Consider the following 26,382-nt stretch of genomic DNA (forward strand, 5'->3'; position numbering starts at 1 on the left):
ATGTCAAGTATTTTCTCAAAATTAGATTTCTCCCTCCATTTGTCCTTAGTCCGCAAGTTTGTGGTATACTAGCATGTAATGTTTTGAAAGAAAGAGGTGTCCTATGTTTACAAAGAAAAATATCCTGATTCATCTGTTTTTCCTGACCATTTCCGCTGGTTTACACCACTACAATTTAAGGCAACCTGATTTGATGTGGAATATGTTTTTGGCTTTAGTAGCACTCGATTTCGCCATTTTGTCAAAGGCAAACAAGGGCTGGGCCATCAAAATTTTGTCGGCCCTTCTCTGGCTCTTCTTTTATCCTAATACCTTTTACATGGTGACGGACATTGTCCATATGCACTTTACCAGTACCGTTCTCTGGGAGCGGGAAAGCATGATTCTCTTTATGCTGTATGTGCCTAGCATCTTCTTTGGGGTCATGGCGGGTGTGGAGAGTCTGCGTCAGATTTTCGCCAGTTTTGAGGTCAAATTCTACTGGCTAAGACTGGTCTTGATAGCTGGCCTGTCTTTCATCTCCAGTTTTGCCATCCATATCGGCCGCTATGCACGACTCAATTCTTGGGACATCTTCACCAGACCCATGGTCGTCGTCCAAGAAATGCTGGCCGTCATCTCCTGGGCAGCCCTGCCCTTTATCCTCGGCTTTACCTTTATCTAGATCATGGTCTTGGTCTTTGCGGAGGAGGAATGAAAATAAGGAAACAGTTTGCGGCTGTTTCCTTTTTTTCTTATTCTATATAGAGCTGTTCAAGCACATCTTCTAAGTCAGCAATCAAGTCTTGATGAAAGTCTAAATAATAGGTTTTCTGGTCAGAATCTGGTAGTTTTTCAATGTCAGCTATAATGTCTCGATAGCGCTGAAGAATTTTCTTACCAGCATCTTTATCTATTTCATCAATTTGCCCATGACCTGCCGCAATGTCATCCAAATCGTCATAGGTTGACAGCATGGTTTCTGTCCACTCACGCTTGTCCTTGTTGAGTGTGACGATTTTATCCGTTAGCCATTCCTCATAGCGAGCTTCTTCAGTTATTACATCCCTTTGAAGCGGTTGGCTAGAATTGACTTGTACTACTTCTCTGCTTGGACTGAGGTAATTTCGATAGAACCACATGACAAATAGGACAGCGATAAGGATATTAACTGGGAAGACAAAACTGAGTGTAAACAGCAAGGTAAGCCATAAAATCAGCTTCACATTCCTTACCCCTTTTTCTGCTCGTCTGTTCTTCTCTTCCCAATCATCCAGTATAGACTGGGCTTGAGCAGTATATTCTTCAACCAACTTCGCTAGTCGTAGCTTTTTCTCTGGGTCATCTTCCAGCTCCATAGCCAAATAGGCTTGATTCATGCGGGCTCTGGCTGCTTCGTAAGCTTGGACCGTCCCCAAATACTCCGCATTGCTATTCATCTGATGAAGGATACGATTTGTTTCCCCTTTAATAAAAGTCCGATCGCTTGGTTTTAAACGACGATAAGCCATAGGCTCCCTCCCTGTTTATCCACAATATACTACCATTTTACGATAGGTTGCTGTTTTGAGCAATGGTGATTGACAGCTGAATTGCTAACTCGTTGAGATGACTTATCCCTTCACAATTTCAAGGAGTTTTTCATAGGAATCAACCACATCATATATGTGATCATCTGCTATCAAGCCATTATTCCTTAAAGCTCTAAAGTGGGCTTTGGCACACTCAATCTTGGCCAATTCAGCTCCCTTCAACTGCAATGTTGACATAGAACCCTTGGTCTCCGCTACAAAATAGACATGTTTGACGGTTCCTTCACGAAAAGCAATAGCCCAGTCAGGATTGTAGTCTCCTAGAGGTGTGGAAATCTTAAATTTGCTTGGCAACTTAGTATAGACCATAACCTCTTCGAATTGATCCAACTCTTCTTTGAACTTCTGTTCCGTATCCGAATCAACCTTCACATAGTTATACACCCCTTTTTGCGATTCTAATAAGCGTTTGTCCGATAGCTTCCCGCTTTCTGGATTGTCTGTAAAAACAGAAGTGTCAAAGGTTTCTTCCAGAATATTATAGCGGATATGCTCAATCACCTGACTCGCCTTTTGCTCATTGATGAGTCTGCTAGCTTGTTGGATAAATACCTCAGGATTATAGGCGAACATGTCAAACTTGCTTGGTGAGATCTGTTTCAGGATATTTGCAACTGTTTTGCGTTTCAACTCCGTGCGACTGGCGATTTCCCCCAGCAAATCATAACGTAGTTGAATAGAAGACTTGTCCAATTCAGCCTGACGCTTGCCGTCCTTATTGACCTTGAAATCCAAACCTTGTTCAGCCTTCATTTCCCTTGCCTCAGCCTCTGTAATCATATAGCTTGGCTTTTTGACAAAAAGAGCCTCATTCAATGCCTTAACAGATTTTTCAATCAACTCCTCATCGTCAAACTCGACATAATATGTGGACTTGTGATGAATGCTTTCCCACAGATGCTTAAACTCTTGGCGGTTATAGTTATCATGATTGATTTCTCTTGCAAAAACAACTTCCGAATCATTTTCACGCTCAATCTGGTAACGATTGGCATCGTAAATCGTTTCTAGAATATCTTTTACAGCCACTTCATAACCAGCCAGATTTTCAGATAATGTAAACTGATTGGTATCATTTTGTTCAAAATAATTTGAGGTCAAATTCCCCTTGCTGTCAATCATGTCCTGCTTGATGAGCTGGAACTCAATTTCTTTTGCGAGTTCTTTGGTAACCGTCAGTTTTTGACCAGCTTCATTTTCCAAGACCTTATTGACAAAGAGATCTACTTCCACCTTACTTGGTCGGTCAGCCAAGATCTCCTTGAGTTCTCTTTGCAAGTTCTTAGCAAAGTCTTCATAACTTTCATTGGCAATGACGGTCAGTTTGTTAATGTTATGAACATCAGCTCCTAACAGTTCCTCATCCTGACGGACACCTTTTTGGTCAACAGCAAGACGCATCCCACGACCAATCTTTTGCCGTTTTTCTGTCTCCGTACCCGTATTTTTCAGAGTACAAATCTGGAAGACATTAGGATTGTCCCAGCCTTCTTTGAGGGCTGAGTGGGAGAAGATAAAGCGTACTGGCTCATCAAAGGACAGCAGACGCTCCTTGTCCTTCATAATCAGGTCGTAGGCATCCTTGTCGTTGGACTGGTTGTTTTTCTTCTCAGTTGCCGATTTGTAGTCCACAAACTTGACCTTGTCCGATTTTTTCACCTTATCAACGGAGAAATAACCTGCGTGAACGGGATTGCCTTCCTGATGATTATTTAGATAGTGCCAAAAGTTGCTGCCATGGAGGTTTGGATCGGCCAACAAGGCCTTGACCTGGGCTTCATACTCTTCTTCAAACATCTGGGCATAGGTGCCATTGTAGGCATCATTTTGCTCGTCGTAGCACTTGTACTTGGCAACTTCATCGATGAAGAAGAGGGACAAGACCTTGATACCTCGTTTATATAGGCGTTCTTCCTTTTGCAGGTGACTGGCAATGGTTTCCCGAATCTGAATACGGCGAATATCATCTTCGTTGGTTTCCCCAATTACTTCCCCAACATGGAGTTTGCGATTGGCCCCAATTTGAATAGAGTTTTCTCCCTCACGCGCATCAAAATGGCTCAAGGTCCAGCCATCCTGATAGGCTGGTAGGTTGCCTGACTCTTCATAAAGGCCAAAAGGCTCCTCAACTAGCTTGGTCACACGCTTGATGGCACCTGCCTTGGTCCGCATTTCAAACTCAATCCGAGCCTTGGGAGCTCCTGATTTTTGCGGGATAAGTTCTTGCAGGTAAAGGTAGCCTTGGGTTCCTGTGGTAGCAGTCTGCTCCACGGTCTTCACCGCAATCTTCTTAACCAACTTTTTATTATAGGCGTCCAAGGCATCCAGACGATAAATCATATCGTGCTTGTCCTTATGAGTCGCTGAATAGCGGAGGGTAAATAGGGGCTTGAAGTCCTCCAAGCGTTCTTTGGTCTTTTTCCCCTCGACCGACTGAGGCTCATCAATCATCAAAATGGGATTGGTTGCCGCGATGACATCGATAGGCTTTCTCCAGCGGAAACTTTCCTGCTCGGTATGAATCCGACGGGCATCTGCGCCAGTGGCGTTAAAGGCCTGTGAGTTGATAATCATGACCTGAATGTCCGAGGAGTTGGCAAACTTGTCCAACTCTCCCAAACGGCTCGAATCATAGATAAAGTAGCGTGGCTTCTTGCCATACTCCATCTGAAAGTGGTCAGCCATAATCTCAAAGGACTTGAGCACGCCTTCCCGAATGGCAATGCTGGGCACCACGATGATAAACTTGAGCCAGCCATACTGCTTGTTAAGCTCCATCAGGGTGCGGATATAGGTGTAGGTCTTGCCAGTACCTGTCTCCATCTCAATGGTTAGATTGTAAGAAGGACGACCGTTCACCTCTTGAACAGACAAGGTTTCGGAGGGTTTCAGTCCATGGCGGAGCTGCTTTACCCGAACCTGCTGGCTGATGATGTCTTCTGATAACTGGATAGGCGCATTGCGAAAACCGATAAAATTCATATCTAGTTCCGCAACTGCCCCTTGGCCCTTATCCATGTGGTAGTCAAAACCACTATGATTGCCCTGACCAGCAAAAACATCCACAACAGAGGCCACCGCATCTAACTGAAATTGCTGCTGCTTAAATTGAAGTTTCATCCCCTACACCACCTTCACTTTGGTATTTGGTGCTTCTTCTTTGAAGATTTGGCCTAGGTTGATTTTGGCTGCGGAGTTGGCAAAAGATTCGTCCTTGAAGACAGCACGAAGCGGTTCTTCTTTAGCAATTTGACGGAGAACATTTTCTGAAATCTCATCTGCGAAGCAGGCAATCAAGGCACCGTCTGCCACATTGTAAACGTCCGTACCGTCAATCTGGGTTTTAGCAATTGGAAGAGATAATTCCATACCCCAAGTCAGCATAATCTGAAAGAGGAGGTCAAGGTCTGTACGACCATCTTTGATGTTGGAAACACTGTCAAAAAGACTGTCTTGGCTAAAGCTATCTGGTGTTTGGCTGACATCCTTGAAGTTGGAAGTGTCCAGCTTATAAGCCCTGAAACCAAAGTCTTGCTGGCCGACAGTTTCTGGATGTTCTTCCTGAATCTTTTTAGTAGCCCGACGGATCCGCTCACGAGAAATCTGGTCGATGGTTTCATAGCCAGCCTCTTTGGCAGCCGACTTATCTGCCACCTGCTCGTCTAGCGTACAGAGAATATACTTACGATTGCCACCGTCTTCTGCGTTTAATTGCATAACGGCATCAGCTGTGGTTGCAGAGCCTGCGAAGAAGTCGAGGATTTTTGATTCCTTTTGCATTGCATATTTTATTAAATCCATGATAAATGGCACAGGTTTCGGAAAATCAAAATATTTTTTATTTCCAAATAACTTGTTTAGTTCTGGTGTTGCATTAAAATTAGAAAATTCTTTTTGAACATGGTCTAGAGTCGTATAAGGATTCGATGGCACAATTACATTATCATTATTATCCCGAAATTCATATGATTTAGCATAAACTTTCCACTTATTACCTTGTTTCTTAAAAACTAGGTAATCGTTATCTATTCCCCACTTTACTTTATCTTTAGACCATCTAAAAATCTTTGATTTATCATGGAATCCCTCACCTGGCCAAATATCTGTTCCATCCGGTGCTTTAATGGCAAAATTCAATCCATCAGAATATTGTAAACTTCCTTTATCTAATTGAGAAATATAATATCGCCCACGTGTATTAACATACTCATCTTCTAATGGATATAGTTTCTGTCTTTCCGTTTCTGATTTTTTTCTTCTATTGAGAATACATTTTGTTATACTTTTCGAGTATGATAAACAATATTCATGATAATCAGAAACTTTTGTTGAGTCTTGCTTCCCTGAATTTATTGTCCTTCGAATGAATGTACCAACAAAATTCTCCTCCCCAAATATCTCATCACAGATAGCTTTGAGGTTGGCTTGTTCGTTGTCGTCAATGGAGATAAAGATAACGCCACTGTCTTTAAGGAGGTTGCGGGCGAGGACTAGGCGGGGGTACATCATATTGAGCCAGTCGGAGTGATAGCGGGCGGAGGATTTTTCATTCCTGGTCAAGCCCACCCGTTGCAAACCGTCCTCATCTCGCAGGTCCATTTCATCTGATAGTTCTTCCTCGCTCATCTGGAATTTATCCGAGTAGACAAAGTCCTTGCCTGTATTGTATGGCGGGTCAATGTAAATCATATCAATCTTGCCCAGATAAGACTCCTGCAAGACCTTGAGGACTTCCAAGTTGTCCCCTGTAATAAAGACGTTCTCAGACTTGTCAAAGTCAACACTTTCCTCAAGATCTGGGCGAAGGGTCTGGGTCGTCGGTTTACCTGCCTCCGCAATCGCTCCGCGTTTGCCGACCCAGGTAAACTCATAGTACTCCCGCCCCTCAACAATCTCTCTTGAAAGGAATTGGCGTAGCTTGTCAAAGTCAATGGCTGGACGCAACCTGCCATTTTCATCACTACTTTCTGTCAGAACCTCAGGAAAAAGCTGACCAATTTTTGCAATATTGTCTGAAAGAATATCTTTTGAAGTCAGGTCTAGCTTTTCAACTTGAGTGTAGTCTCCAAACTTGTGCTGTGCTGTGCTGTGCTGTGCTGTGCTGTGCTGTGCTCATGGTAATCTCCTTTTCTTAGGCTGTCAAGCCTTTTGTAGGTTAAACTATAAAAAATTGTCAAACGATAGTAGATTGTGATATAATGAGTGTGAAAAAGGGATTGAGCGCCAACTCAATCCCAGTAGAACCGCTTTAAAGACGGTGGTTCGTGTTATGCTAATTTAGAAATAGCCGTCACTCGCCAAAGTTTTGACGGCTATTTCTTTTTATCAACATCCCTGAAGATTTTATAGCACAAACCTATCAAGGCGATGGTGAAACCGCCAAAACTCAATAGAGTTTGCACCACTTCAAATGCTGTCAAAAGATTGTTACCTCCTTTCTATCAGATTTTGATGAATTGCACATGGGCATCACCGTCCTCTCACTCAGAAAGTAACCACCGTCTTTCTCCCAAATTCATTCATGAATATGGAAGTACTTTTCTACTGTTCTATTATACCATATTTCCCACAGGTTTACTGTGGGTTTTTTAATTGTTCGATTTCTTTTTGCAAGTCTTTATAGGCTTTTTGTAACTCCATTTGTTTGCGCATGGCCTTTTCAGCAAACATTCTTTTCTTTAGCTGTACTGCTTGTTTTTCTAAGTTCGCTAAGAGTTTGGTTTGTTCGATTCTGTCCTTGACAGAAGAGGGGCCTTTTACTAATGCTGCTTTTCCGACTTGATTGACCAAATTTTCATAAAACTGGTCTAGGTCCCGTTCTTGATAGGTCAATACTAGGGGCTTATCGGTTTGAAAAGAACGGATAATTTTAAAATTCCGTCCTTCTCTTGACTGCGCCAGCTTTTCCTTAAAATGAATCAAGATTTCCTCGTGTCCATCTGGAAAACGGAGGATGAATAGGCTATATTGTCCTAGCCTTGTATCGAGTTCTGCTAAGAGCCGACTGGCATAGTGGGGAGTTAGGAGGTCAATGGACAAGACAATGATTTGTTGGACCGTTTTTCCTGCTGGTATGGAGAGGGTTTTTGCATCTAGCTGGTGAGTCAGGTAGATCCCTTCTATCTGTTGTCGGAGCAATTGCTTGTCTGCAGGAGTAAGGCCCAGCTGGTCAAAGAAATCACTGTTCCCTTTTAGATAGGGTTTGTATACGGGCCTTGGACTTGGTAATCTGCTCGCGGCTGGAAAATTCTCCATCCTAGTCCTCCTTTTTTAAAACTGTGAAGAAGGCCAGAAGTTCGAAGTCATCACTGCCTTCCAATCCTGTATTCAAAAAATCAGTCACTCCCGTGGCGAACAGGGAATCAATAAAACTGGTTTCATCACTCTCAACCAAACTGTCCAAGCTAGACTGGAGCAGACTGGAATAGTGAGCCATATTTACACCATCGTTGGTTGCTTGATTGTACTGGGTTACCAGGTCTGTTTCTGGCCTGTCTTTACCTTTTGTGATATATCGAATATGTTCTAATAGGGCCTTGGTATCCGCAACAGAATAGACCGTTTTTCCCTGACTGTCCACATAGACCAGATAATAGGGATGGAGTCTGTTTTTCTTGCTGAGATTGGTCTTATTGGCAACATTTTTCAGAAGAAAGATGGCTCCTGTCGGTTCTTCTACTCCAGCTTCCACAACGGCCTGTATGCCTTGTGGCATGTCGGCTAACTTTGGATGCTGTTCAAGGTAAGCGATCAAATCCATACGAAAATCTTCCAGACCCAAGTCCATGATGGAAATTCCCTCGTTCATCTCTTCTAAGTCTACGACTTCTGATTGCAGACGTTCCAACTGTTTTTTTCGATAGTTGTTTTCTTCTATTTCCTCATTGGTAAGAACATTATCATCGGCGGTCGATGTTAACACGGAAATCTTCATCCGAGATTCCACACGAGCTTTGAGGTCAATGTAGCTATCCAGTTCTATATTTGGCCAGAAGTTGACCAGCTGAATAACCTTGTTTTGACTGCCAATGCGGTCTACACGGCCAAATCGTTGGACAATTCTGACTGGATTCCAGTGAATATCATAGTTGACCATGGTGTCGGCATCCTGCAAGTTTTGACCCTCGGAGATGACATCTGTCGCAATCAAGATATCAATTTCTCGGTCATCATCAGGGAAAATAACCTTTTTGTTTTTGGATTTTGGTGAGAAATAGGTCAAGAGTGTATTGAGTTCCTTGTTTTCCAAGGGAAGACTGCTTTTATATCCTTTACTGCCAGATATTTGCGCTGTATGCAAGCCGTACTTTTCCAAAGCATATTTGCTGATGTGTTTGTAGAGATAGTCTGTTGTGGTGGCAAAGGCTGAAAAAATAATCAGCTTTTGATTCCCTGGATTGATTGGATTTTGTACTTTATCATCAATCAATTGCAAGAGGGTTTGCAGTTTTTGGTCCTCTTGGACTGATACTTGCCTTATTAGGTCTTCCAATTGGGTCAGGACTGCCTGGTCTTTTTCAAGTTCTCGTTTCCAACTGACATAGTCCATATCTTCCAGTTTGATAGCAATCTTTTTCCCTACGAAGAATTCAGAATTGCTATCTTCAATGTCAAAATCATCATCAGACAAGACTTGAGTTTCAAGAGTACCTGAACCACCTGCTGTCTGATAGGCGTTGATTTGCTGTAAGGTCTTATCAACATAATCCTTAACCACCTCTACCAAGGTATAACGAAAGGCTTCTACCGAGCTTTCCAACCGCTTGAGCAGGTTAATCATCATCAATTGCTTGATACCTGTCTCTCGTCCTAACTGAGTAAGGCTCTTCCCTTCTTCTTTATCATATAGAGCCCTTTTTGACGGATGGATGTGCAAGCTGGGTTGATAAATGGTCAGACTAAGTTGGTCCAGCAATTGGTAAATGCGCTTGTAGGTAATATCGCTTCGGTTTACCGTTAAATCCGGATAATAATTGAGCGGTTTTAACCGTTCTGGAAAATCTCCGATTGTCTTCCTATCATAAAATTGTCGAATGTGTTTACGGCTTCGAGCTATGGTAACAGAGTCTAACACCTTGAAAAAATCAAAGTCCAGTTTTTCCAATAAAGCTGCCGTTGTCCTTTCTTGAACAGGTAATTCTGCCCATTGATTGTAGGCCAACTGGGCCATTCGGAAAATATCATTGACAGAGGACTTGGTTTCAAGTTTGGCATCTAGTTGGGCAGCATTCCCTTCATAGGCTAGGGCAAGCTGATTTTTCAGGTCATTAAAGCGGTTGTTAACAGGTGTTGCTGACAGCATTAGAACCTTTGTTGGTACACCGCTTTTGATAATTTTGTTCATGAGCCGTGAATAGCGGTTCTCTCGTCCATCTTCCAGGTCTGCATCAGATGAACCGCCGTTTCGAAAATTATGGGATTCGTCTATAACAACCAAATCATAAGTATCCCAGCGGTTTAGGGCCAAATCAATGCCGTTGGATTCCCCCTTATCTCGGCTTAGATCCGTATGATAGAGGACATCGTATTGGAGATAGCGATCGTAAATCGGATTATTGACATAATCATGGCGGTACATATTCCAGTTATGTTCTAATTTTTTGGGGCAGAGAACCAAGATACGCTTTCCCCGATAAGCATAATAGGTCATCACCGCCAGTGCTGTAAAGGTCTTTCCTAGACCAACCGAATCCGCCAAGATACAACCATTGTAACGTTCTAATTTTGCGATGAGCGACTTGACCGCATCCTTTTGAAAATCATAAAGCATATTCCAGATTTTCGTCTGCTTGTACTGAACATGCTCATTTGGAAGCTGGTCTTGATTGATATCCTCTAAAAATTCGCTAAAAATATGGTAGAGCATGACATAGTAAAGAAACTCAGGGGAGTGTTCTTTATGAGCTAGGGTCAGATTTTCCAGCACTTCTTCTGTCACATCACGAAAATGTTCATCATCTTCCCAGTAACTTTCAAAATTTTGGAGATAGGTCAAGCTTTGAGGTTGGTGGTAAAGATTGCGGCTCGATTTGAAGAGGGAATTTTCATAGCCCAACTCCTTGCGATCAAAGTTTTTTAACTTATCTACCGAAACAATCTGGCCATTGTTGATTTGGATGCCATTATCAATTTCTTCATCCACATTGATAGATTTGAACTGGACCTTTCTGCGAACCCAGTCTGCACATTCTCTGGCTAAGGCTTTCTGGGTCAGTTCATTCATCAATTTTAACTCATATTCTGCTCCAAAAATGGAGGATTCTCGCTTCTTTTTAGGGATAGCATATTCTCGATATTCTTTTGCGAACTCATCGGTTGTAAAGGTAGGACTTGTAAAGATAAACTTCAGTTCCTCTATTTGCTCCAGTTCCTCTTTTAAGGATTGGTAGGCAAACATAGAAAAAGTAGCGGCAGCCATCTTCACCTTGCTCCCAGTTTTTAGTTCCTTTTTGAGTTCTTCTCCTAGTTTTATCGTACGGTTATCAATTTCCATTTTATTCTCCTGAAAACGGTTCATTCATCCTCACATTATACCATATTTCAAAGTATTCTGGACAGACTAGGAGAGGATTTCCAGTAAAAGTAGCTTACTAGCTGAATTTTACTTTAGCCTCCCACTTTCTCCCCGTCATCCTCCTGTCAGACTTGGTCTGGTTGGGCCTATAAGTTTTAAAACCGAGTTTCACTCGGTTTTTTTGATGACAAATGTCATACCGTGTCATGACATTCTGGGCTAATGCTTTTTGGGTAGTTTTTCTATAATAAATGTAGAAATACAGAAATGGAGAAATCTGATGAAAAAAGCCCTCACATCTGGAATCATTAGCTTCGTCCTCATTTACGTCTCTTGTATCCTCTTTTGTCCTGCCAGTCAGGACTTGGCAAAAACCATCTTTCGATACCTCTCTTGGTCATTGCCAGCTAGTATTATCATTGGTATCTTGACCTATATGGGAATTTGCAAAAGTTCCACCCCTTAAGAAAGGAGCACTATCATGTCCAAAGTGATTGACGTGAAGAATCTCAGTAAGAACTTCAAGGATAAGAAAGCCTTGTTCGGCATATCCTTTGAAGTCTATCAGGGAGACTGTCTGGCTTTGATTGGGCCAAATGGTTCCGGAAAAACCACCCTCTTTAACTGCCTGTTGGGCGACTACCATCCTAGCGCTGGCGATATTGCCCTGCTGGGGATGGGGACCCGCTCTCCAGAGCTCAAGGAAAAGGTTGGCATCCTCTTTCAGGAAAACTTGACCGAGCAAAAAATGAAGGTCAAGGAACTCTTGGATTTCCAGAAGGCCATCTATCCCAACCCCTTGACTGACCAGCAAATTGATAATCTCCTGCGATTTAGTGACCAGCAGAAAGACCAATTTGCAGAAAAATTATCAGGCGGTCAGCGCCGTCTCCTAGCCTTTGTGCAGGTTTTGATTGGCCAGCCAGACATTATTTTCCTGGATGAGCCGACCGCTGGCATGGACACCTCTACTCGGATTCGTTTCTGGGAGATTGTCGGGGATTTAAAGAAGGCTGGCAAAACCATCATCTACTCCAGCCACTACATCGAAGAAGTCGAGCATACAGCTGACCGCATTTTGGTCCTCCATCAAGGACAGCTCCTGCGGGACACCACTCCTTACCTCATGCGGGCCGAAGAAAGGGTCAAGGTCTTCACCCTGCCAACCGACTATTTACCGCTCTTTGAAGAGCAGGCAATTGAAGACCTGGTCATTAAGGCAGACACCATTTCCTTTAGCAGTACAAAACCGCAAACCATCTGGGACCTCTTAGCGGAAGCCCGCTGTCCGATTGAAGATATCAAGATGACCAATCGGACGCTCTTGGATACTATTTTTGAAAACGAGAAGGAGATAGCAAATGGCTCTGCTGCTGGCAAAAAAAATAAGTCAGCCTAGCTGCCTCATCCCCTTTTCACATCCACTTCAAGTTAAAGGAGACCTATCATGAACACCTTTCAAGCAATTTTGAAACAGGAATACCTGATCAGCAAACGGTCCATCTCCAATTTGCTTGTCTCAATTGGTATGCCTGTTGCCTTTTTCCTGCTCTTTACCAATATTTTGGCAAATGAAAATATGATGCCAGCTGAAATTGCAAAAGATTTTGTGCGTCAGTACATGATGCAGATGACTGCCTTTTCCAGTCTCAGTTTTACCTTCTTCTCCCTGCCCTTTGCCTTCCAAGAAGATCGCAATGGCAATCGCCTGCGGACCATTCAGCACAGTCCCATCCCTATCTGGCAATACTATGCCAGCAAAATCATTGGAATCTTAGCCCACTTTGTCCTAGCCATTATCGCCATTTTCGTAGTAGGCTATGTGGTTAAAGATATCCGTATGCCGCTGACAGACTGGTTCATGTGTGCCCTGATATTATTTGGCGGTGCCATCTGCTTCATGCCCTTTGGTGCCCTTATCGCTCACATCAAATCCACCCAGACCTTGTCTATCGTTTCCAATATCTTCTATCTGGGGCTGGCCCTCTTAGGAGGACTTTGGATGCCTATCCAAATTTTTCCAGATTTTTTGAAAAACTTGGCCAAACTGACCCCAACCTACCACCTCAACAATCTCATTATTTCCTATTTTGACAAGGATTTTTCCGTTCAATCCCTGCTAATTCTTCTTGGATATGCTATCATATCTTTAGGAATAGCTTTAGCTGTCGGAAAAAAACTTGAGGTAAAATAATGTTTCATCCCTACAAACGGTCCGATCTCCTCTTTTATGTTGGTTTTGTCTTTATGATCTTTCCAATTGGAGGAGTCTTTTGGACGGATTATTATCCAGCATGGACCCTGCTTCCATCTATCCTTTTTGCCCTAGCTTATCTAACGATTATTCATATCAAAGACCAGTACCCTAAACTCATCGCCGGTCTCTGGTTCTATCTCTTGGCCTATATCGTCTATATGACCTTGACCATCAATGGTTCAATGATGTGGTTCTTCTTCTTTTTGACCAATCTTTTAACCTACCGTTTCAAGGATGATTTTAAACACTACCGTTTTATTTCAACCCTGATTGGACTGCTGGCAGCAACTGGTTCAGGACTCCTTCGCTCTGACAACCTCATCAATAAGATTTTCCCAATCGCTGTCTTGTTCTTTATCTTAGTTATCTATTTTGTCCAGAAAAAAGGACTAAAAGAAGATGAAATGAAAGAAAAAATCTACCAGCAAAACAAGACCATCAACCTGCTGGCTGCGGAAAATGAGCGCAATCGGATCGGCCGTGATTTGCATGATAGTCTGGGCCACACCTTTGCCATGATGACCCTGAAGACCGAGTTGGCCCTCAAACAGCTGGACAAGGAAAATCTGACAGCGGTTAGGAAGGAACTGGAAGAGCTCAACCAAATCAGCAAGAAATCCATGAAGGATGTCCGTCAGCTGGTCAACAATCTCAAATACCGAACCGTCACAGAAGAACTGGACAATATCCGCGAGATGTTTGCCCTGTCAGGGATTGCATTAGAAGTTGAAAACACCGTCAATACCAATCAACTCTCCCCAGTCATCCAGTCCAGCATAACCATGATTTTGCGGGAATTAACCACCAATATCATCAAGCATGCCAAGGCCAGTCATTGCCAGATCAGCCTAACACGAGCTGGCAAGATTATCATCCAAGTCACCGATGATGGCCGAGGCTTTCCGCCGCTGACAGGCCAAGAATTGCATTCCATCAAGGAGCGCTTACAGCTGGTAAAAGGACAGGTCGACATCCTATCCCCAGCCAATCCCACCAGCATCCGCGTCATCCTAGAGGAAGGAGAACTGCCATGAAATTATTAGTTGCTGAAGATCAATCCATGCTCCGAGATGCCATGTGCCAGCTTCTTCTCATGGAGGAGGATGTGGAGGCGATTTTTCAGGCCAATAATGGCCAGGAAGCCATCGAAATCCTAGGAAAACAGCCCATCGATGTGGCTATCCTAGACATTGAAATGCCCTACAAGACTGGTTTGGATGTCCTAGAGTGGGCACGCGCCAACCATCCCACCGTCAAAATCATCATCGTGACCACCTTCAAGCGTGTGGGCTATTTCCAACGAGCCATCAAGGCTGGCGTCGACGCCTATGTCCTAAAGGACCGCTCCATCTCAGACCTCATGACCACTGTCCACACAGTTCTGGCTGGCCGCAAGGAGTATTCTCCCGAGCTGATGGAAACCGTCATGAACCATGACAATCCCTTGAGTACCCAAGAACAACGGGTGCTGGAGTTGATTGCCGCAGGCAAGACCAGCAAGGAAATCGCCTCCCAGCTCTTTCTATCAGACGGAACCGTCCGCAATTACACCACTTCCATCTTCAACAAGCTCAGCGCCAACAACCGCGTCGAAGCCATTAACATTGCCCAAGAAAATGGCTGGATATGAAAACAACTGGAACATTTCTTCCAGTTGTTTTTTGCTTATTCAGACTCAATAATCTTAAAATTCTTGAGGTAATTGTTCTTGGACAGCTCGCCAGAGAACTGGTCGCCCACCTTCAGGAAGGGCAGTTGATCAATGCTGTCTTCTGTCGCCTTGACCTTGTAAATCTTGCCTGAAGAAGAAATATAGTAGACGGTTGAGCCTGAAATCATCTGTGTTCCAAGTGCCTCAACCTGTCCAGTAATGATAATGGTTTCCGCTGTGCTTTCTCCTGTCAGACTGCTGGAAAGACTAGAAAGACTGGAGGCATCTTCTCCCGTTACTTGTGCAATCAAATTGGCTAGGTCGTTATTGACCGTTACCTGCTGGTAGTCCTCAGCATCAACCAGAGCATAGGTCTTAACCAGCCCAGCGTCATCCTTGAGAGAAACCAAATAATAAGCCTTATCCGCAAACTTAACTAGACTTGGTGCGGTTGCTTCATATCCCTTTTCTTGGACTTCTCCTTCTGCTGATGCTTGAGCAGCTGATTCCGTGGCTGATGCCAGCTTATAATTGGTGACCTGTCTTGTCCGCATATTGACCAAAATAAAACCTAGGTTGGACGAATCAGCCGTTGCGGAGGTAATCTCTGTGTAGAGATAGATGTCTGAACCAATGGCGATATAGTTGTAACTATCCGTCGTCTTTTTCACGCCAGTTTGACTAAAAATCGTATTCCAGAACCCTTTCTGATAGGTATAGTGGTCGTTCACGCGGGTGATGACATTATCAGCTGAGAAAACCCGATCCACCCAATCTGGCACCTGCTCCAATTGGTAACGCTGGGTTTCACCAGTCACTGCATTCAGCACAATCACCCCTATGGGATCCTGAGAGGATAGGCCAAATTTTGGAGCGTATTCTGTCGCGATATAGTAGGGATTGCCTTCATCATCCACCTCAAAAGAGGGTTTTCCAAAAAGAACCGTAGGGTACTTGAAACGCAAATGGCGCATGGTATCATTTAAGAAATATTCTGAGTCAGAGTAGTGCATGGACTCTTTCAGTTTGACCAGTTCAGCCTTGCCCGTAGTCTGATTGACCTTGACATAGTAGCTGATTCCGTCCTGATGATTGGTCAGCCATTTCCAGAAGTTTTTATATTCTAGGGGAGAAACCCGATAGGGTTGTTCTCCGATGGTAATCTGACGGTAATCGTCGGAAATCCCAAACTGGGATACCTTGTCGATGGTTCCTAGATAGGTATCCCCTATTTTTTCCGCGGATGTTCTATCTAAAAGCGCCAGTTTGGAAATATCTGTTTCTGGAAAATCTTCCTTAAAATCGGCTTCTGTTACACTGACAACTTGTGCATAATCCTTAGCACGGAAAATGCGCGTATGGATGACCAATAAAAGTCCCAGAATCAACATAAGAGCCAACAAGGCACGGCCCAGATAACGAGTAAGAGGAGAGAGTGTGCCACCCTTCAGCTGAAAACTATCTACCTGCCGCTGTCTTCCACTCATCCTTGTAACCCGTTCAAAGCGCGGGCCCGTTGAGGTTGTAAAGAGTAGAATCAGCCAAACAAGGCCACCAGTTTGCAGGGCAAAGAGCCAGAAGGCCATACTCATCACATTAAAGGGTGGTAGATTAATCCAATAGTAAACACTTACCTCCACCAGCAACAAGAACCAGACAAGCCAGATCCACTTTTTCATATTATCACTCCCAAAATTGATAGATTATGTTTATTATACCACAAAGCATCGAAAAAACAGGAAAAAGATGGGGATTTCCCACCTTTTTAAGCTAGTAACTCCGACTAATCCAATAGGAATAGAAGATAGGTACCAGAACCATGACCAGCAAGACGCCAAAGAAAACATAGAGGACAGCCCAGGAAAGAAAGCCATTGAGGAGGATGATTGTACCACCCAAAACCCAAAGTCTGCCCGCCAGACGGTGGGTCTTATTCCAATTTTCCTCACTGTCCAAGGTCCAGGGCAGGCGGATGCCGACTGTATAGTTTTGCTTGGTCTTAGGCAGGTAATTGCCCACGACCAGAAAAACAATCCCCACCATAACCAGACCGATTCGGGTTGAATTGGCGATAATACCAAGAGCGGCCCCGTAAATGGAGAGCTGAACCAAACCACTAATGAGGGGCACTAACCAGTAGACCAAGATCTTCATCTTCGGGCTCACATGACTAGCCTTAGGGTCCAAGGAAGTGACGATGACTGCAAAGAGATGTAATCCCAACATCACCAACGGAATCAGAAAGACAACCTCCAGCTTGCTAGAAAAGCCATCAGCCTGACCATCCAAACCAAAGTGGCTGGGCAGGCTTGCAGGTAAGTCTTTCCATAGGATAAGCCCGACCAAGATAGGCAAAAGGGTTAAGATGGATGTTAGGATGAGTAAGTTAAGATTGATTTTTTTCATCATGGTTACCTCGCAGGTCTGCAAACCAGACCATAATCTCCTCCAATACAGAGGCGTTCAAATCATAGTAAATATAATTTTTTTCCCTTGTTTCCGTAATCAAATCGGCTTTTTTCAGGATACTGAGATGGTGGGAAATGGTGGCCCCAGTCATCTTGAACTGACCAGCAATCTCACCCGCAGACAGCCGACCAGCTTTCAGCAAATTCAGAATCTCCCGCCGCACAGGATTGGACAAGGCCTTAAAGGTATCGGCAAAGGTCAAGAGAAACACCTCCTTCTATTTAGAAATCTTTCTAAATAGATTCTACCACTTCCGCCTCAAATGTCAAGAACTATTTCGGATTTTTTCTAAATAGTTTTAAAAACCCAATACTCGCGAAGGGGCCTTATTTTTGCTATAATAGGAAAAGGATTAGAACTTAGAAAAGGAAACATATGAAACTCATTTCTTGGAATATTGATTCCCTCAACGCAGCCTTGACGGCTGAATCTCCACGCGCCTTATTGTCGCGCGCTGTTATTGATACCCTAGCTGCAGAAGATGCCGATGTCATTGCCATTCAGGAAACCAAACTCTCTGACAAAGGGCCAACCAAAAAACACATTGAAATCTTGGAAACCTACTTCCCTGGCTACCAAAATACTTGGCGTTCTTCTGTGGAGCCCGCGCGCAAGGGCTATGCTGGAACCCTCTTTCTCTATAAAGCTCATTTGACACCGACTGTCACCTTCCCAGAAATAGGGGCACCTACGACTATGGACTCAGAAGGGCGCATCATCACTCTGGAATTTGAAGATTTCTTTGTTACTCAAGTCTATACGCCAAATGCCGGTGATGGTTTGAAGCGCTTGGCAGACCGCCAAATTTGGGACTTGAAATATGCAGAATATCTGGCTGAACTAGACCGCCAGAAGCCTGTTTTAGCAACTGGTGACTATAACGTTGCCCATAAGGAAATTGATCTAGCAAACCCAGCTAGCAACCGCCAATCTCCAGGTTTCACGGACGAGGAGCGCGAAGGCTTTACCAATCTCTTGGCCAAAGGCTTTACAGACACCTTCCGTCACCTACACGGAGATGTCCTCCACGCTTATACTTGGTGGGCACAGCGGAGCCGCACCAGTAAGATAAACAATACGGGCTGGCGGATTGACTATTGGCTGACTAGCGACCGTATCGCGGACAAGGTAACCAAGTCAGACATGATTGACTCAGGTGCTCGTCAGGATCACACTCCTATTGTGATGGAGATTGAATTGTAAACCATAAACCAAAAACCTCAACCATTATAGGTCGAGGTTTTCGTATTTTGTTCGATATCCGATTTGAAGAATTTTTCCATCCTTAATCAGCAAAGGCCGCTTGATCAACATACCGTCCTGAGATAAAAGATGCAGGGCTTCTTCAACAGTCAGCTGATCAAACCTGTCCTTCAAGCCTAGCTCACGATAACTGTTACCAGAAGTGTTGAAATACTTTTTCAATTCCAAACCAGTGGCCTCCATCCAAGACTTAAGCTGGTCAACGCTTGGCGGAGTGGCCTTGATGTCGATGGCTTCAAAGTCCAAGCCCAATTTTGTCAGCTCTGCCTTGGCTGCACGACAGGTCGTACATTTAGGGTACTCATAAAATACAATCATTCCTTCACCTCTATCCTTGGATTTTCATGCTGGAGAAGCCACATTTTCTTATCCAAACCACCAGCATACCCTGTCAGTTTCCCTTGAGAATTCAACACTCGATGGCAGGGAATGAGGACAGAAATAGGATTGCGGCCTACTGCACCTCCGATTGCCTGAGGAGATGGGTGGTTCAGGTCTTTGGCAATTTGACCATAACTCGTTACCTGGCCCGCTGGGATCGTTCTCAGAATAGCCCAAACCTTCTGCTGAAAGTCTGTTCCTTCTAGGTCTAAGGGAAGGGAAGAAAAATCAACGTTTTCCCCTGCAAAATAAGCATCCAACAGCCGAGCTGTTTCCTCTAAGATTGGGTGACTCTCCCCAAGCAGTTCTTGATTCAGACCGGCTTCGAAGTATTTTTGTCCGACAAACCAGACTCCTCGAAGCCCCTTGTCACTGACTACCAAGGACATTTCCCCTAGTGGACTACTATACCTTTTCTTATAAAAGATTGGTGCTGCTCGTTTCATACTTAGTTTTTATTTTCAATCAAACGCACACGAATAATTGAATCCCGTCCCTTAAACAGTTCAACCAGACTGTCAATTTTGGCCTTGTCCGCCTCATCCAAATCCAAAAGTGTATAGGCATAATTTCCCTTAGAACGGTTGAGGATGTTGGCGATGTTAATGTCTAGATCAGATACTGCTGTCGAAATCGCGGCAACAATATTGGGTACGTTGCGGTTAATCAGCGTGATGCGGTAAGGTGCATCTAGGGCTTGGTGCATGTTAGGGAAGTTGACTGAGTTTGTGATTTCCCCTGTTTCGATGAAACGGCGGATAGTTTGACCAGCAGCGATAGCACAGTTGAGTTCGGCCTCTTCGGTTGAGCCTCCAACGTGTGGGAAAACCAGTACATTTGGTTTATTAAGCAACTCTTCTGTACCAAAGTCGGTGATATATTGCTTGACCACACCCGTTTCAATAGCGTCGAACAAGTCTTGATTTTGAATCAATTCCCCGCGGGCAAAATTGATAATGGTCATTCCTTTTTTCATCTGAGCAAAACTGGCTGCACTGAAAATATCACGGGTCTTGTCATTCAAAGGCACATGTACTGTGATATAGTCTGCCGACTTGAAAATATCCTTCAGGTCATCCACCCGCTTCACATGACTGGAAATGCTCCATGCTGTTTCGATGGAAACATAAGGGTCATAGCCCAAGACATTCATCCCCAAACGACGAGCATCGTTTGCAATGCGAGCGCCGATAGCTCCAAGACCAATCACTCCCAAGGTCTTACCAGAGATTTCAGTTCCAGCAAATTGCTTTTTGCCTGCCTCTACTTGCTTAGGCACATCATCTCCTGTCAAGGTGTTGGTCCAAGCTGTTGCACCAATATAATCCCGCGCTGATAAGAGAATGGAAGCAATGACCGCCTCTTTTACTGCGTTAGCATTCGCACCCGGGGTATTGAAGACAACAATCCCTTGCTCTGTTGCTTCATCAATAGGAATATTATTGGTTCCTGCACCAGCACGGGCAATAGCCTTGAGGTTTTCAGGAAAATCAAAACCATGAAGGTTTTCAGAGCGGATGATAAAGGCATCTGGATTGTGGGCATGATCGCCATCAATTTGGAATTGATTGCCTAACTCCTTGAGGCCGACTTGGTTGATATTATTAAAAGTTCGTACACTATAAACCATTGTTTTTACCTAAGAGGGACGGAAAAACTGCTACCGTCCCTTTCTTTCTCTCCTTAATTTGTCCCTAGCATCCAACGATCATCTTCGGCTATTTCCTGATAGAGGCTGGCTTCCCGTTTGCTTTTGATTTTTTGGTAGGCTAAGCGCTCTCCATCAATCGGTACCTTGCCACAGTAAACAAAACCGAGTTTTTCTAAGATATGTTGCATGGCTAGATTGTTTGCATGGGTATCACAACGAAAATCAGGACCTTTTTGGCCTTCAATCAGCCCTTGTAAGAAAGTCTGAACAATCTGCTGTCCCCGAAAGGCTTCTGCTACTGCGACCCGATGAAAGGTTGTGTAGATAGGGTTTTTGTGCTGCCATTTGCCATCATAAATAGCTTCGTAGGCAGCTTCCTTACCACGATGAACCGCTGCATAGGCTGCAAGCTGGCCGTCAACGATAGCGACATAGGCATGACCGTTGAGAATGTCCTCGAAGATATCCTCTTGATTAGGATAATCTCCTTGCCATTGACTGCTTCCTGAAGCTGCCAGAAAGGCTTTGGCATCTTGCAGTACTTGACTGATAGCCGCTACTTCATTGGGATGTGCTAGTCTAATTTCCATTAGGCATTCTCCGCTTCGAATTTCTTCATAAAGTCGATCAAATCCAACACACCCTGACGCGGGAAGGCATTGTAAATGGATGCCCGCATACCACCGACAGAACGGTGACCCTTAATATTTTTAAAACCAGCTGCCGTTGCTTCCTTGACAAACTTGGCATCCAATTCCTCGCTTGGCGATACAAAAGGAATATTGGCAACCGAGCGCTCTTCTGGCTTGCGGACAGGATTGCTATAAAAGGCTGATTGGTCAATATAGTCGTAGAGAAGACCAGATTTTTCGCGGTTGAGTTTTTCCATCTCATCTACTCCACCGATTTCCTTGACCCATTCAAAGACCAACTTGGAAATATAGATAGAATAGGCTGGCGGTGTATTATACAGCGACTCATTTTCTGCCTGAATACGGTAGTCCAACATGCTAGATAAAACCGGCTCGTCATTGAGGAAATCTTCGCGGACAATCACCACTGTCACCCCAGCAGGGCCAATATTTTTCTGCGCACCCGCATAAATCATGGCAAAGTCTTCAACATTGTAGCGGGCAGCAAGAATATTGGACGACATATCCGCAATAACCGGTACCCCATTGGTATCCGGAATCGAGTAGAGAGCCGTTCCTTCAATAGTATTGTTCGTCGTCAAGTGAACGTAGGCTGCATTTGGATCAATGCTATCCTTGTCAAAACTTGGCAACTCCGCGTATACAATATCCTCGGTTGAGCCCAGTAAGACTGGTTCAAAATCAAACGATTTGGACAGCTTAACAGCTTCTGTATAGGCTTTTTTACCCCATGAACCCCCAACCAAATAATAGGCTTTTTTGCCCTTGGCAAAGTTGAGCGGAATCATAGTAAATTCCAAAGACGCTCCACCTTGCAAAAAGATAACCTTATAGTTATCTGGAATAGCCATCAACTCACGAAGGGTCGCCTCTGCTCCCTTAATAATCTCATCGAAGTCTTTGGAGCGATGCGACATCTCCAACACACTCATGCCCGACCCCTTGTAGTCAAGAAATTCCGCTTGAGCCTTTTCAAGGACTGGTTTTGGCAAGACTGCAGGACCTGCAGAAAAGTTATAGATTGTCATAAAATCCCTCCAAATTAAGATAGTCTGCTTATTATATCACAAATATTCTGACAATTCCATTCTTTATCCTCTCTTTTTTACTCTTCATTCGTTTTTTCCGTATAAAAATGCAAAAGACTGGGCCTAACCCAGTCCGTGGTAACAATCATACACTTCTTGTTTTTTGAGTTGGTAGCGCTTGGCGACTTCCTTGATGGCCTGATTAGGTTTGAGCCCCTTAGCCATCTCCTTTTCTACTTCAGACTTCAAATCCACCTCATCTGCTGATGGAAGTTGTTCATCACTCGCACCCGCAACAATGAGCAGGCATTCTCCCTTTGGTGGATGGTCCGCCAAATAAGTCAAGATTTCTGAAATCAAGCCCCTCTGGTACTCCTCATAAAGCTTGGTTAGTTCCCGGACAACCACCACTTGGCGGTCGCCGTAGACAGTCAGCATGTTTTCCAATGTATCTGCTAAACGATAGGGCGATTCATAGAAGATTTGAGTTTCTGGATAGGCTTGTTTGCTCTGAAAAAATTGGCGTTGCTGCCCTGCTTTTCGTGGCAAAAAACCGTAGAAGACATGAGGCTGAGGCAAAAGTCCTGAAGCAATCAGAGCTGTAATACCGGCTGAGGCGCCGGGTAGAGCAATCACGGTAATCCCTTCTGCCAAAGCTGCTTCCACTAGGTCATGTCCAGGATCTGAGATGGACGGCAAGCCAGCATCCGACACTTGGGCGATGGACTGGCCAGACTTGAGCAAGTCGAGGAGTCCCGGGATTTTTTCATGAGCATTGTGTTCATGAAAAGATACCTGCTTGGTAGCAATAGTAAAGTGTTTGAGTAACAGGCCTGTATTGCGCGTATCTTCTGCTGCGATTAGGTCAACCTCTTTCAGGGTTTCAACGGCCCGAAAGGTCATGTCCTGAAGATTGCCAATCGGAGTCGGCACCAGATAAAGACTACCATACCCCGTCTGTTCCTTAAAGGATTTCTGTACTTTCATACTTAATCTCGATTCAATAATTCTACGCAGAACATACATGGCTCATCATTGTCTCTGCGTTGTCCATAGGAGAAGGTGCAGATATGGAAGCCATCTTCATAGATATTTTCCAAGTTTTCCTTACCGAAGTTAGACGACTTAGAGTCACTCTTTTCTTCTCTCTCCAAACGTTCTCTGAGTTTGGAATTTTCCAGTCGCAGGGCTGTATTTTCATCAATCACACCCTGCAGGTGTTTTTTTATCGCATCTACCTCTGCCAAGGTCATCAGGAGATTTTGCGAAAAATCATCCAGTGCATCAAAAATCTCTTTCTTGTCCATCTCTTTCCTTTCGTTGAACCTGTCTTTTTTCTAGCCTCTGGCAAGATGGAGGACTAGGTATTCCAAAGCGTTTTGTAGGCTGACATTGGCCTGCCACATTCTGCGAACCGCCAGGATTTCTTCCATGGCCTGACAGGCATTCTTTCTCGTCAAGTCTTCAGCCACCAGCAGAGCCAAGAGGTCAAACACGCGTGCCTGCTCTGCTTTTTCTCCTGCCAAAGCCGTAAGCTGCCCCACTTGCAGATAAGCAGCATCTGGCTTATCCAAGAGCTGTTCGACAAACTTGCGGCTGGTCGTCATCAAATCCAGAAAGGACTTGTTCTGGACTAAGTTTCTAGCCTCATCCATACTCGACACTAGCTGGGCCAGAAGTCTGGCTTGCGTCCGCAAGAGTCCTTCTTCCTCCAACATTCGCTCAAGGGCTGGCTGGTTTTTAGGGAAGTTGATAATTTGAGTCCGGCTCTTGATGGTCGCAAGAACGGCTTCCTCTTGGTTGGTTAAGAGGAAAAGCCTGATGTCACTCTGAGGTTCTTCCATCACCTTGAGCAGTGAATTGGCTGCATTGGGGTGCATTTTTTCAGCATCACGAATAATAAAGACCTGCTGGCTAGACTCAAAGCCAGACTGGGAAAAATTCTTGACCAGCTCGCGGATGGTATCGGTTTTAATCACATTACCTTGGGGTGCCAGTACCGTCACATCGGAAAATTCATTGTTGGCAATCAAGCGGCAGTTTCTGCAAGTGCCACAAGGTAAGACCCCATTTGTTTCCTGACAGAATAAGGCCTGGCTAAGAAAAATAGCCATGTCATAACTGGCAAAATTCCCAGAAAACAGGTAGGCATGCCCAAGTTTCCCCTGCTGGAGAGCCGTTTCAAAACCTGCAAAAATTTTCGGCTGCAAAGCCTGTAATTGTTCTTGTTTCATATTAGCTAAACAAACGTTCCTTGATAACAGCCAGCGCATCAGCTACAACTGCTTCTATTGGCTGGCTAGCATCAATCTTAACCAGCCGCTCTGGTTCCTGCTCCAAAATAGTCAGATAACCCTGACGAACCCGTCTGTGCATATCCGCTTTTTCCATGTCCAGGCGATCCACATCCCGATCAGCATTGCGAGCAATCCGAGCTAGACCTTCTTCAGCATCAATATCAAAATAGAGGGTCAAGTCTGGCTTGAGGCCATCAGTAGCGTATTGGTTAAGCCAGTTAATATCTTCCACCGAAAGACCGCGACCAAAGCCTTGATAAGCCACAGAAGAGTCGATAAATCGATCCACCAACAGGATACTGCCAGCCTCAAGCGGAGGCAAAATCCGCTCCTTCAAGTGCTGGCGTCGAGCAGCGATAAAGAGCAAAAGTTCTGTCTTGTCATCCATAGCAGTGTGTTCAGGATTGAGGATGACATTGCGTATTTCCTCCGCAATCGCCACACCACCCGGCTCTCTGGTTGTAATCACTTCTCGACCATAGGCTTGCAAATGGGGTAAGAGTTGCTGCAAAACGGTTGTCTTTCCTGCTCCGTCTGGTCCTTCAAGTGAAATAAATAATCCCTTTGTCATAGTATCCTCGTTTGTTTGTAGTTCATTCTATTTTATCAAAAAAGAGAGGAAAAAGCACCTCAAAGTTCATCTTGTGTAATAGCCGACATTTTGTTAGAATGAAATCGTGAGTTAAAAAGGGAGATTGGTATGTTACGCTTTAAAAATTTATTCTTTATCATCTTAGGTGCTGGGATTTTTTCTTTTGGTCTGAACTATCTCATCATGCCCAACCATCTTTACGAAGGCGGAGCAACTGGGATTACACTGATCATCTACTATCTCTTCAAGATTCAGCCCTGGATTATGAATATTGTAATCAATATTCCACTCTTTCTATTAGGCTGGAGAATCCTTGGCAGAAAGATGCTCTATTACAGCCTATTAGGAACCTTCAGTGTGACCATTTGGCTAGCCATCTTTGAACACCTTCCCTTTGCCATCAACCTTCAAGACGATTTGATTTTGGTCAGTGTTCTGGGAGGAATCCTTATGGGGCTTGGCCTAGGCATTATTTTCAAGGCTGGAGGAACGACGGGTGGAAGTGATATTATTGCTCGTATCGGCCACAAATACACTTCCTTCTCTATTGGACGCATCATCCTTTCTGTTGACATCTTGGTACTGGCTTTGACGGTCATTGTTTCCAAGGATTTGCGCAGTGTCCTCTATACCTTGATTATGGTAGCCATTGCCTCTCGTGTGATTGACTTTATTAGCGAAGGGGGCTACGGTAGCAAGGGAATTATGATTGTATCGCAAAAATCCCAAGAGCTAGCCCAAGCGATTGACTCTGAAATCGAACACGGTGTCACCTTCATCAAGGCGCAGGGGTTTTACAGCAAAACCGACATCAATATGATTTATTCGGTTATCTATAAGAGCCAGTTACAAGAAATGAAAGATTTGATTCATCGAATTGACCCTCACGCCTTCATCACCATCACAGATGCCCACGAGGTGCTAGGGGAAGGTTTTACCTTGGATAGAAACAAACAACCGCTTAAAAAATAAAAAGCAATAAGGGAGTGGGAAAGAACTCGACCAGACAAAAAAGAGTTCGTCTTCCCACCCCCGCACAGTTGATTAGGTCAGAT

The 26,382-nt window shown here is 44.2% G+C and carries 26 protein-coding genes; 8 read left to right on the forward strand and 18 right to left on the reverse strand.

Annotated elements, in window-relative coordinates; genetic code table 11:
• The first annotated feature begins 103 nt into the window (after positions 1-103).
• Positions 104-664 (forward strand): DUF1361 domain-containing protein, encoded by a 561-nt coding sequence (locus INT76_RS02845; protein ID WP_212571977.1) that lies wholly within the window; start codon positions 104-106, stop codon positions 662-664.
• Between the two features lie 70 nt (positions 665-734).
• On the opposite strand, the gene INT76_RS02850 is transcribed toward INT76_RS02845, so the two are convergent.
• The 6 genes from INT76_RS02850 to INT76_RS02875 form a co-directional block, all read right to left on the reverse strand.
• Positions 735-1,490: a hypothetical protein gene (locus INT76_RS02850; RefSeq protein WP_212571978.1), complete on the reverse strand. Its 756-nt coding sequence runs from the start codon at positions 1,488-1,490 to the stop codon at positions 735-737.
• Between the two features lie 102 nt (positions 1,491-1,592).
• On the reverse strand, positions 1,593-4,691 hold the full coding sequence (locus tag INT76_RS02855) for a type III restriction-modification system endonuclease (RefSeq protein WP_212571980.1): 3,099 nt from the start codon (positions 4,689-4,691) through the stop codon (positions 1,593-1,595).
• Between the two features lie 3 nt (positions 4,692-4,694).
• Complete coding sequence (locus tag INT76_RS02860; protein WP_249116171.1) at positions 4,695-6,515, reverse strand: site-specific DNA-methyltransferase; 1,821 nt, start codon at positions 6,513-6,515, stop codon at positions 4,695-4,697.
• A gap of 368 nt (positions 6,516-6,883) precedes the next feature.
• A complete protein-coding gene (locus INT76_RS02865) occupies positions 6,884-6,991 on the reverse strand; it encodes a putative holin-like toxin (RefSeq protein ID WP_212571982.1) in 108 nt (35 codons plus the stop codon).
• 154 nt (positions 6,992-7,145) lie between these two features.
• Positions 7,146-7,826, reverse strand: a complete 681-nt coding sequence (locus tag INT76_RS02870; protein WP_212571984.1) for a DUF4391 domain-containing protein — start codon at positions 7,824-7,826, stop codon at positions 7,146-7,148.
• A gap of 1 nt (position 7,827) precedes the next feature.
• Positions 7,828-11,064 (reverse strand): helicase-related protein, encoded by a 3,237-nt coding sequence (locus INT76_RS02875; RefSeq protein ID WP_212571986.1) that lies wholly within the window; start codon positions 11,062-11,064, stop codon positions 7,828-7,830.
• A gap of 301 nt (positions 11,065-11,365) precedes the next feature.
• On the opposite strand from INT76_RS02875, the gene INT76_RS02880 reads away from it, so the two are divergent.
• The 5 genes from INT76_RS02880 to INT76_RS02900 are packed head-to-tail and all read left to right on the forward strand — an operon-like array spanning position 11,366 to position 14,972.
• The gene (locus INT76_RS02880; protein WP_212571988.1) at positions 11,366-11,551 is read left to right on the forward strand and encodes a hypothetical protein; all 186 of its coding nucleotides are present in this window, start codon (positions 11,366-11,368) and stop codon (positions 11,549-11,551) included.
• Between the two features lie 15 nt (positions 11,552-11,566).
• Entirely contained in the window at positions 11,567-12,484 is a 918-nt protein-coding gene (locus INT76_RS02885) for an ABC transporter ATP-binding protein (protein WP_212571990.1), read from the forward strand.
• A 48-nt stretch (positions 12,485-12,532) separates the two neighbouring features.
• Positions 12,533-13,279, forward strand: coding sequence for an ABC transporter permease (locus INT76_RS02890; RefSeq protein WP_212571992.1), 747 nt, complete (start codon positions 12,533-12,535; stop codon positions 13,277-13,279).
• A complete protein-coding gene (locus tag INT76_RS02895) occupies positions 13,279-14,376 on the forward strand; it encodes a sensor histidine kinase (protein WP_212571994.1) in 1,098 nt (365 codons plus the stop codon). Before INT76_RS02890 ends, INT76_RS02895 begins: the two co-directional genes overlap by 1 nt.
• Positions 14,373-14,972, forward strand: coding sequence for a response regulator transcription factor (locus tag INT76_RS02900; RefSeq protein ID WP_212571996.1), 600 nt, complete (start codon positions 14,373-14,375; stop codon positions 14,970-14,972). Before INT76_RS02895 ends, INT76_RS02900 begins: the two co-directional genes overlap by 4 nt.
• Positions 14,973-15,007: 35 nt before the next feature.
• Here INT76_RS02900 and INT76_RS02905 read toward each other — a convergent pair whose 3' ends face one another.
• The 3 genes from INT76_RS02905 to INT76_RS02915 form a co-directional block, all read right to left on the reverse strand.
• Entirely contained in the window at positions 15,008-16,672 is a 1,665-nt protein-coding gene (locus INT76_RS02905) for a hypothetical protein (RefSeq protein WP_212571998.1), read from the reverse strand.
• 91 nt (positions 16,673-16,763) lie between these two features.
• On the reverse strand, positions 16,764-17,399 hold the full coding sequence (locus tag INT76_RS02910) for an SdpI family protein (RefSeq protein ID WP_212573002.1): 636 nt from the start codon (positions 17,397-17,399) through the stop codon (positions 16,764-16,766).
• On the reverse strand, positions 17,380-17,664 hold the full coding sequence (locus tag INT76_RS02915; protein WP_212572000.1) for an autorepressor SdpR family transcription factor: 285 nt from the start codon (positions 17,662-17,664) through the stop codon (positions 17,380-17,382). The genes INT76_RS02910 and INT76_RS02915 overlap by 20 nt, the downstream gene beginning before the upstream one ends.
• A gap of 173 nt (positions 17,665-17,837) precedes the next feature.
• On the opposite strand from INT76_RS02915, the gene INT76_RS02920 reads away from it, so the two are divergent.
• Positions 17,838-18,665, forward strand: coding sequence for an exodeoxyribonuclease III (locus INT76_RS02920; RefSeq protein WP_212572002.1), 828 nt, complete (start codon positions 17,838-17,840; stop codon positions 18,663-18,665).
• Positions 18,666-18,689: 24 nt separating this feature from the next.
• On the opposite strand, the gene INT76_RS02925 is transcribed toward INT76_RS02920, so the two are convergent.
• The 9 genes from INT76_RS02925 to tmk all read right to left on the reverse strand — a co-directional run bounded on the left by INT76_RS02925 (position 18,690) and on the right by tmk (position 25,306).
• The gene (locus tag INT76_RS02925) at positions 18,690-19,043 is read right to left on the reverse strand and encodes an arsenate reductase family protein (RefSeq protein WP_212572004.1); all 354 of its coding nucleotides are present in this window, start codon (positions 19,041-19,043) and stop codon (positions 18,690-18,692) included.
• On the reverse strand, positions 19,040-19,552 hold the full coding sequence (locus INT76_RS02930; protein WP_212572007.1) for a methylated-DNA--[protein]-cysteine S-methyltransferase: 513 nt from the start codon (positions 19,550-19,552) through the stop codon (positions 19,040-19,042). Before INT76_RS02930 ends, INT76_RS02925 begins: the two co-directional genes overlap by 4 nt.
• 2 nt (positions 19,553-19,554) lie before the next feature.
• Positions 19,555-20,736, reverse strand: coding sequence for a 3-phosphoglycerate dehydrogenase family protein (locus INT76_RS02935; protein WP_212572009.1), 1,182 nt, complete (start codon positions 20,734-20,736; stop codon positions 19,555-19,557).
• A 53-nt stretch (positions 20,737-20,789) separates the two neighbouring features.
• A complete protein-coding gene (locus tag INT76_RS02940; protein ID WP_212572011.1) occupies positions 20,790-21,347 on the reverse strand; it encodes a GNAT family N-acetyltransferase in 558 nt (185 codons plus the stop codon).
• Complete coding sequence (serC, locus tag INT76_RS02945; RefSeq protein ID WP_212572013.1) at positions 21,347-22,438, reverse strand: 3-phosphoserine/phosphohydroxythreonine transaminase; 1,092 nt, start codon at positions 22,436-22,438, stop codon at positions 21,347-21,349. The genes INT76_RS02940 and serC overlap by 1 nt, the downstream gene beginning before the upstream one ends.
• Positions 22,439-22,561: 123 nt before the next feature.
• Entirely contained in the window at positions 22,562-23,425 is an 864-nt protein-coding gene (gene rsmI / locus INT76_RS02950; protein ID WP_212572014.1) for a 16S rRNA (cytidine(1402)-2'-O)-methyltransferase, read from the reverse strand.
• 2 nt (positions 23,426-23,427) lie between these two features.
• Entirely contained in the window at positions 23,428-23,745 is a 318-nt protein-coding gene (gene yabA, locus INT76_RS02955) for a DNA replication initiation control protein YabA (RefSeq protein ID WP_212572015.1), read from the reverse strand.
• Between the two features lie 30 nt (positions 23,746-23,775).
• Positions 23,776-24,672 (reverse strand): DNA polymerase III subunit delta', encoded by an 897-nt coding sequence (locus INT76_RS02960; protein ID WP_212572016.1) that lies wholly within the window; start codon positions 24,670-24,672, stop codon positions 23,776-23,778.
• A 1-nt stretch (position 24,673) separates the two neighbouring features.
• Positions 24,674-25,306: a dTMP kinase gene (gene tmk, locus INT76_RS02965; RefSeq protein ID WP_212572017.1), complete on the reverse strand. Its 633-nt coding sequence runs from the start codon at positions 25,304-25,306 to the stop codon at positions 24,674-24,676.
• 129 nt (positions 25,307-25,435) lie between these two features.
• On the opposite strand from tmk, the gene INT76_RS02970 reads away from it, so the two are divergent.
• Complete coding sequence (locus INT76_RS02970; protein ID WP_212572018.1) at positions 25,436-26,299, forward strand: YitT family protein; 864 nt, start codon at positions 25,436-25,438, stop codon at positions 26,297-26,299.
• Positions 26,300-26,382: the final 83 nt, after the last annotated feature.

The sequence above is a fragment of the Streptococcus oriscaviae genome (assembly GCF_018137985.1).
Taxonomy (GTDB): Bacteria; Bacillota; Bacilli; order Lactobacillales; family Streptococcaceae; genus Streptococcus; species Streptococcus oriscaviae.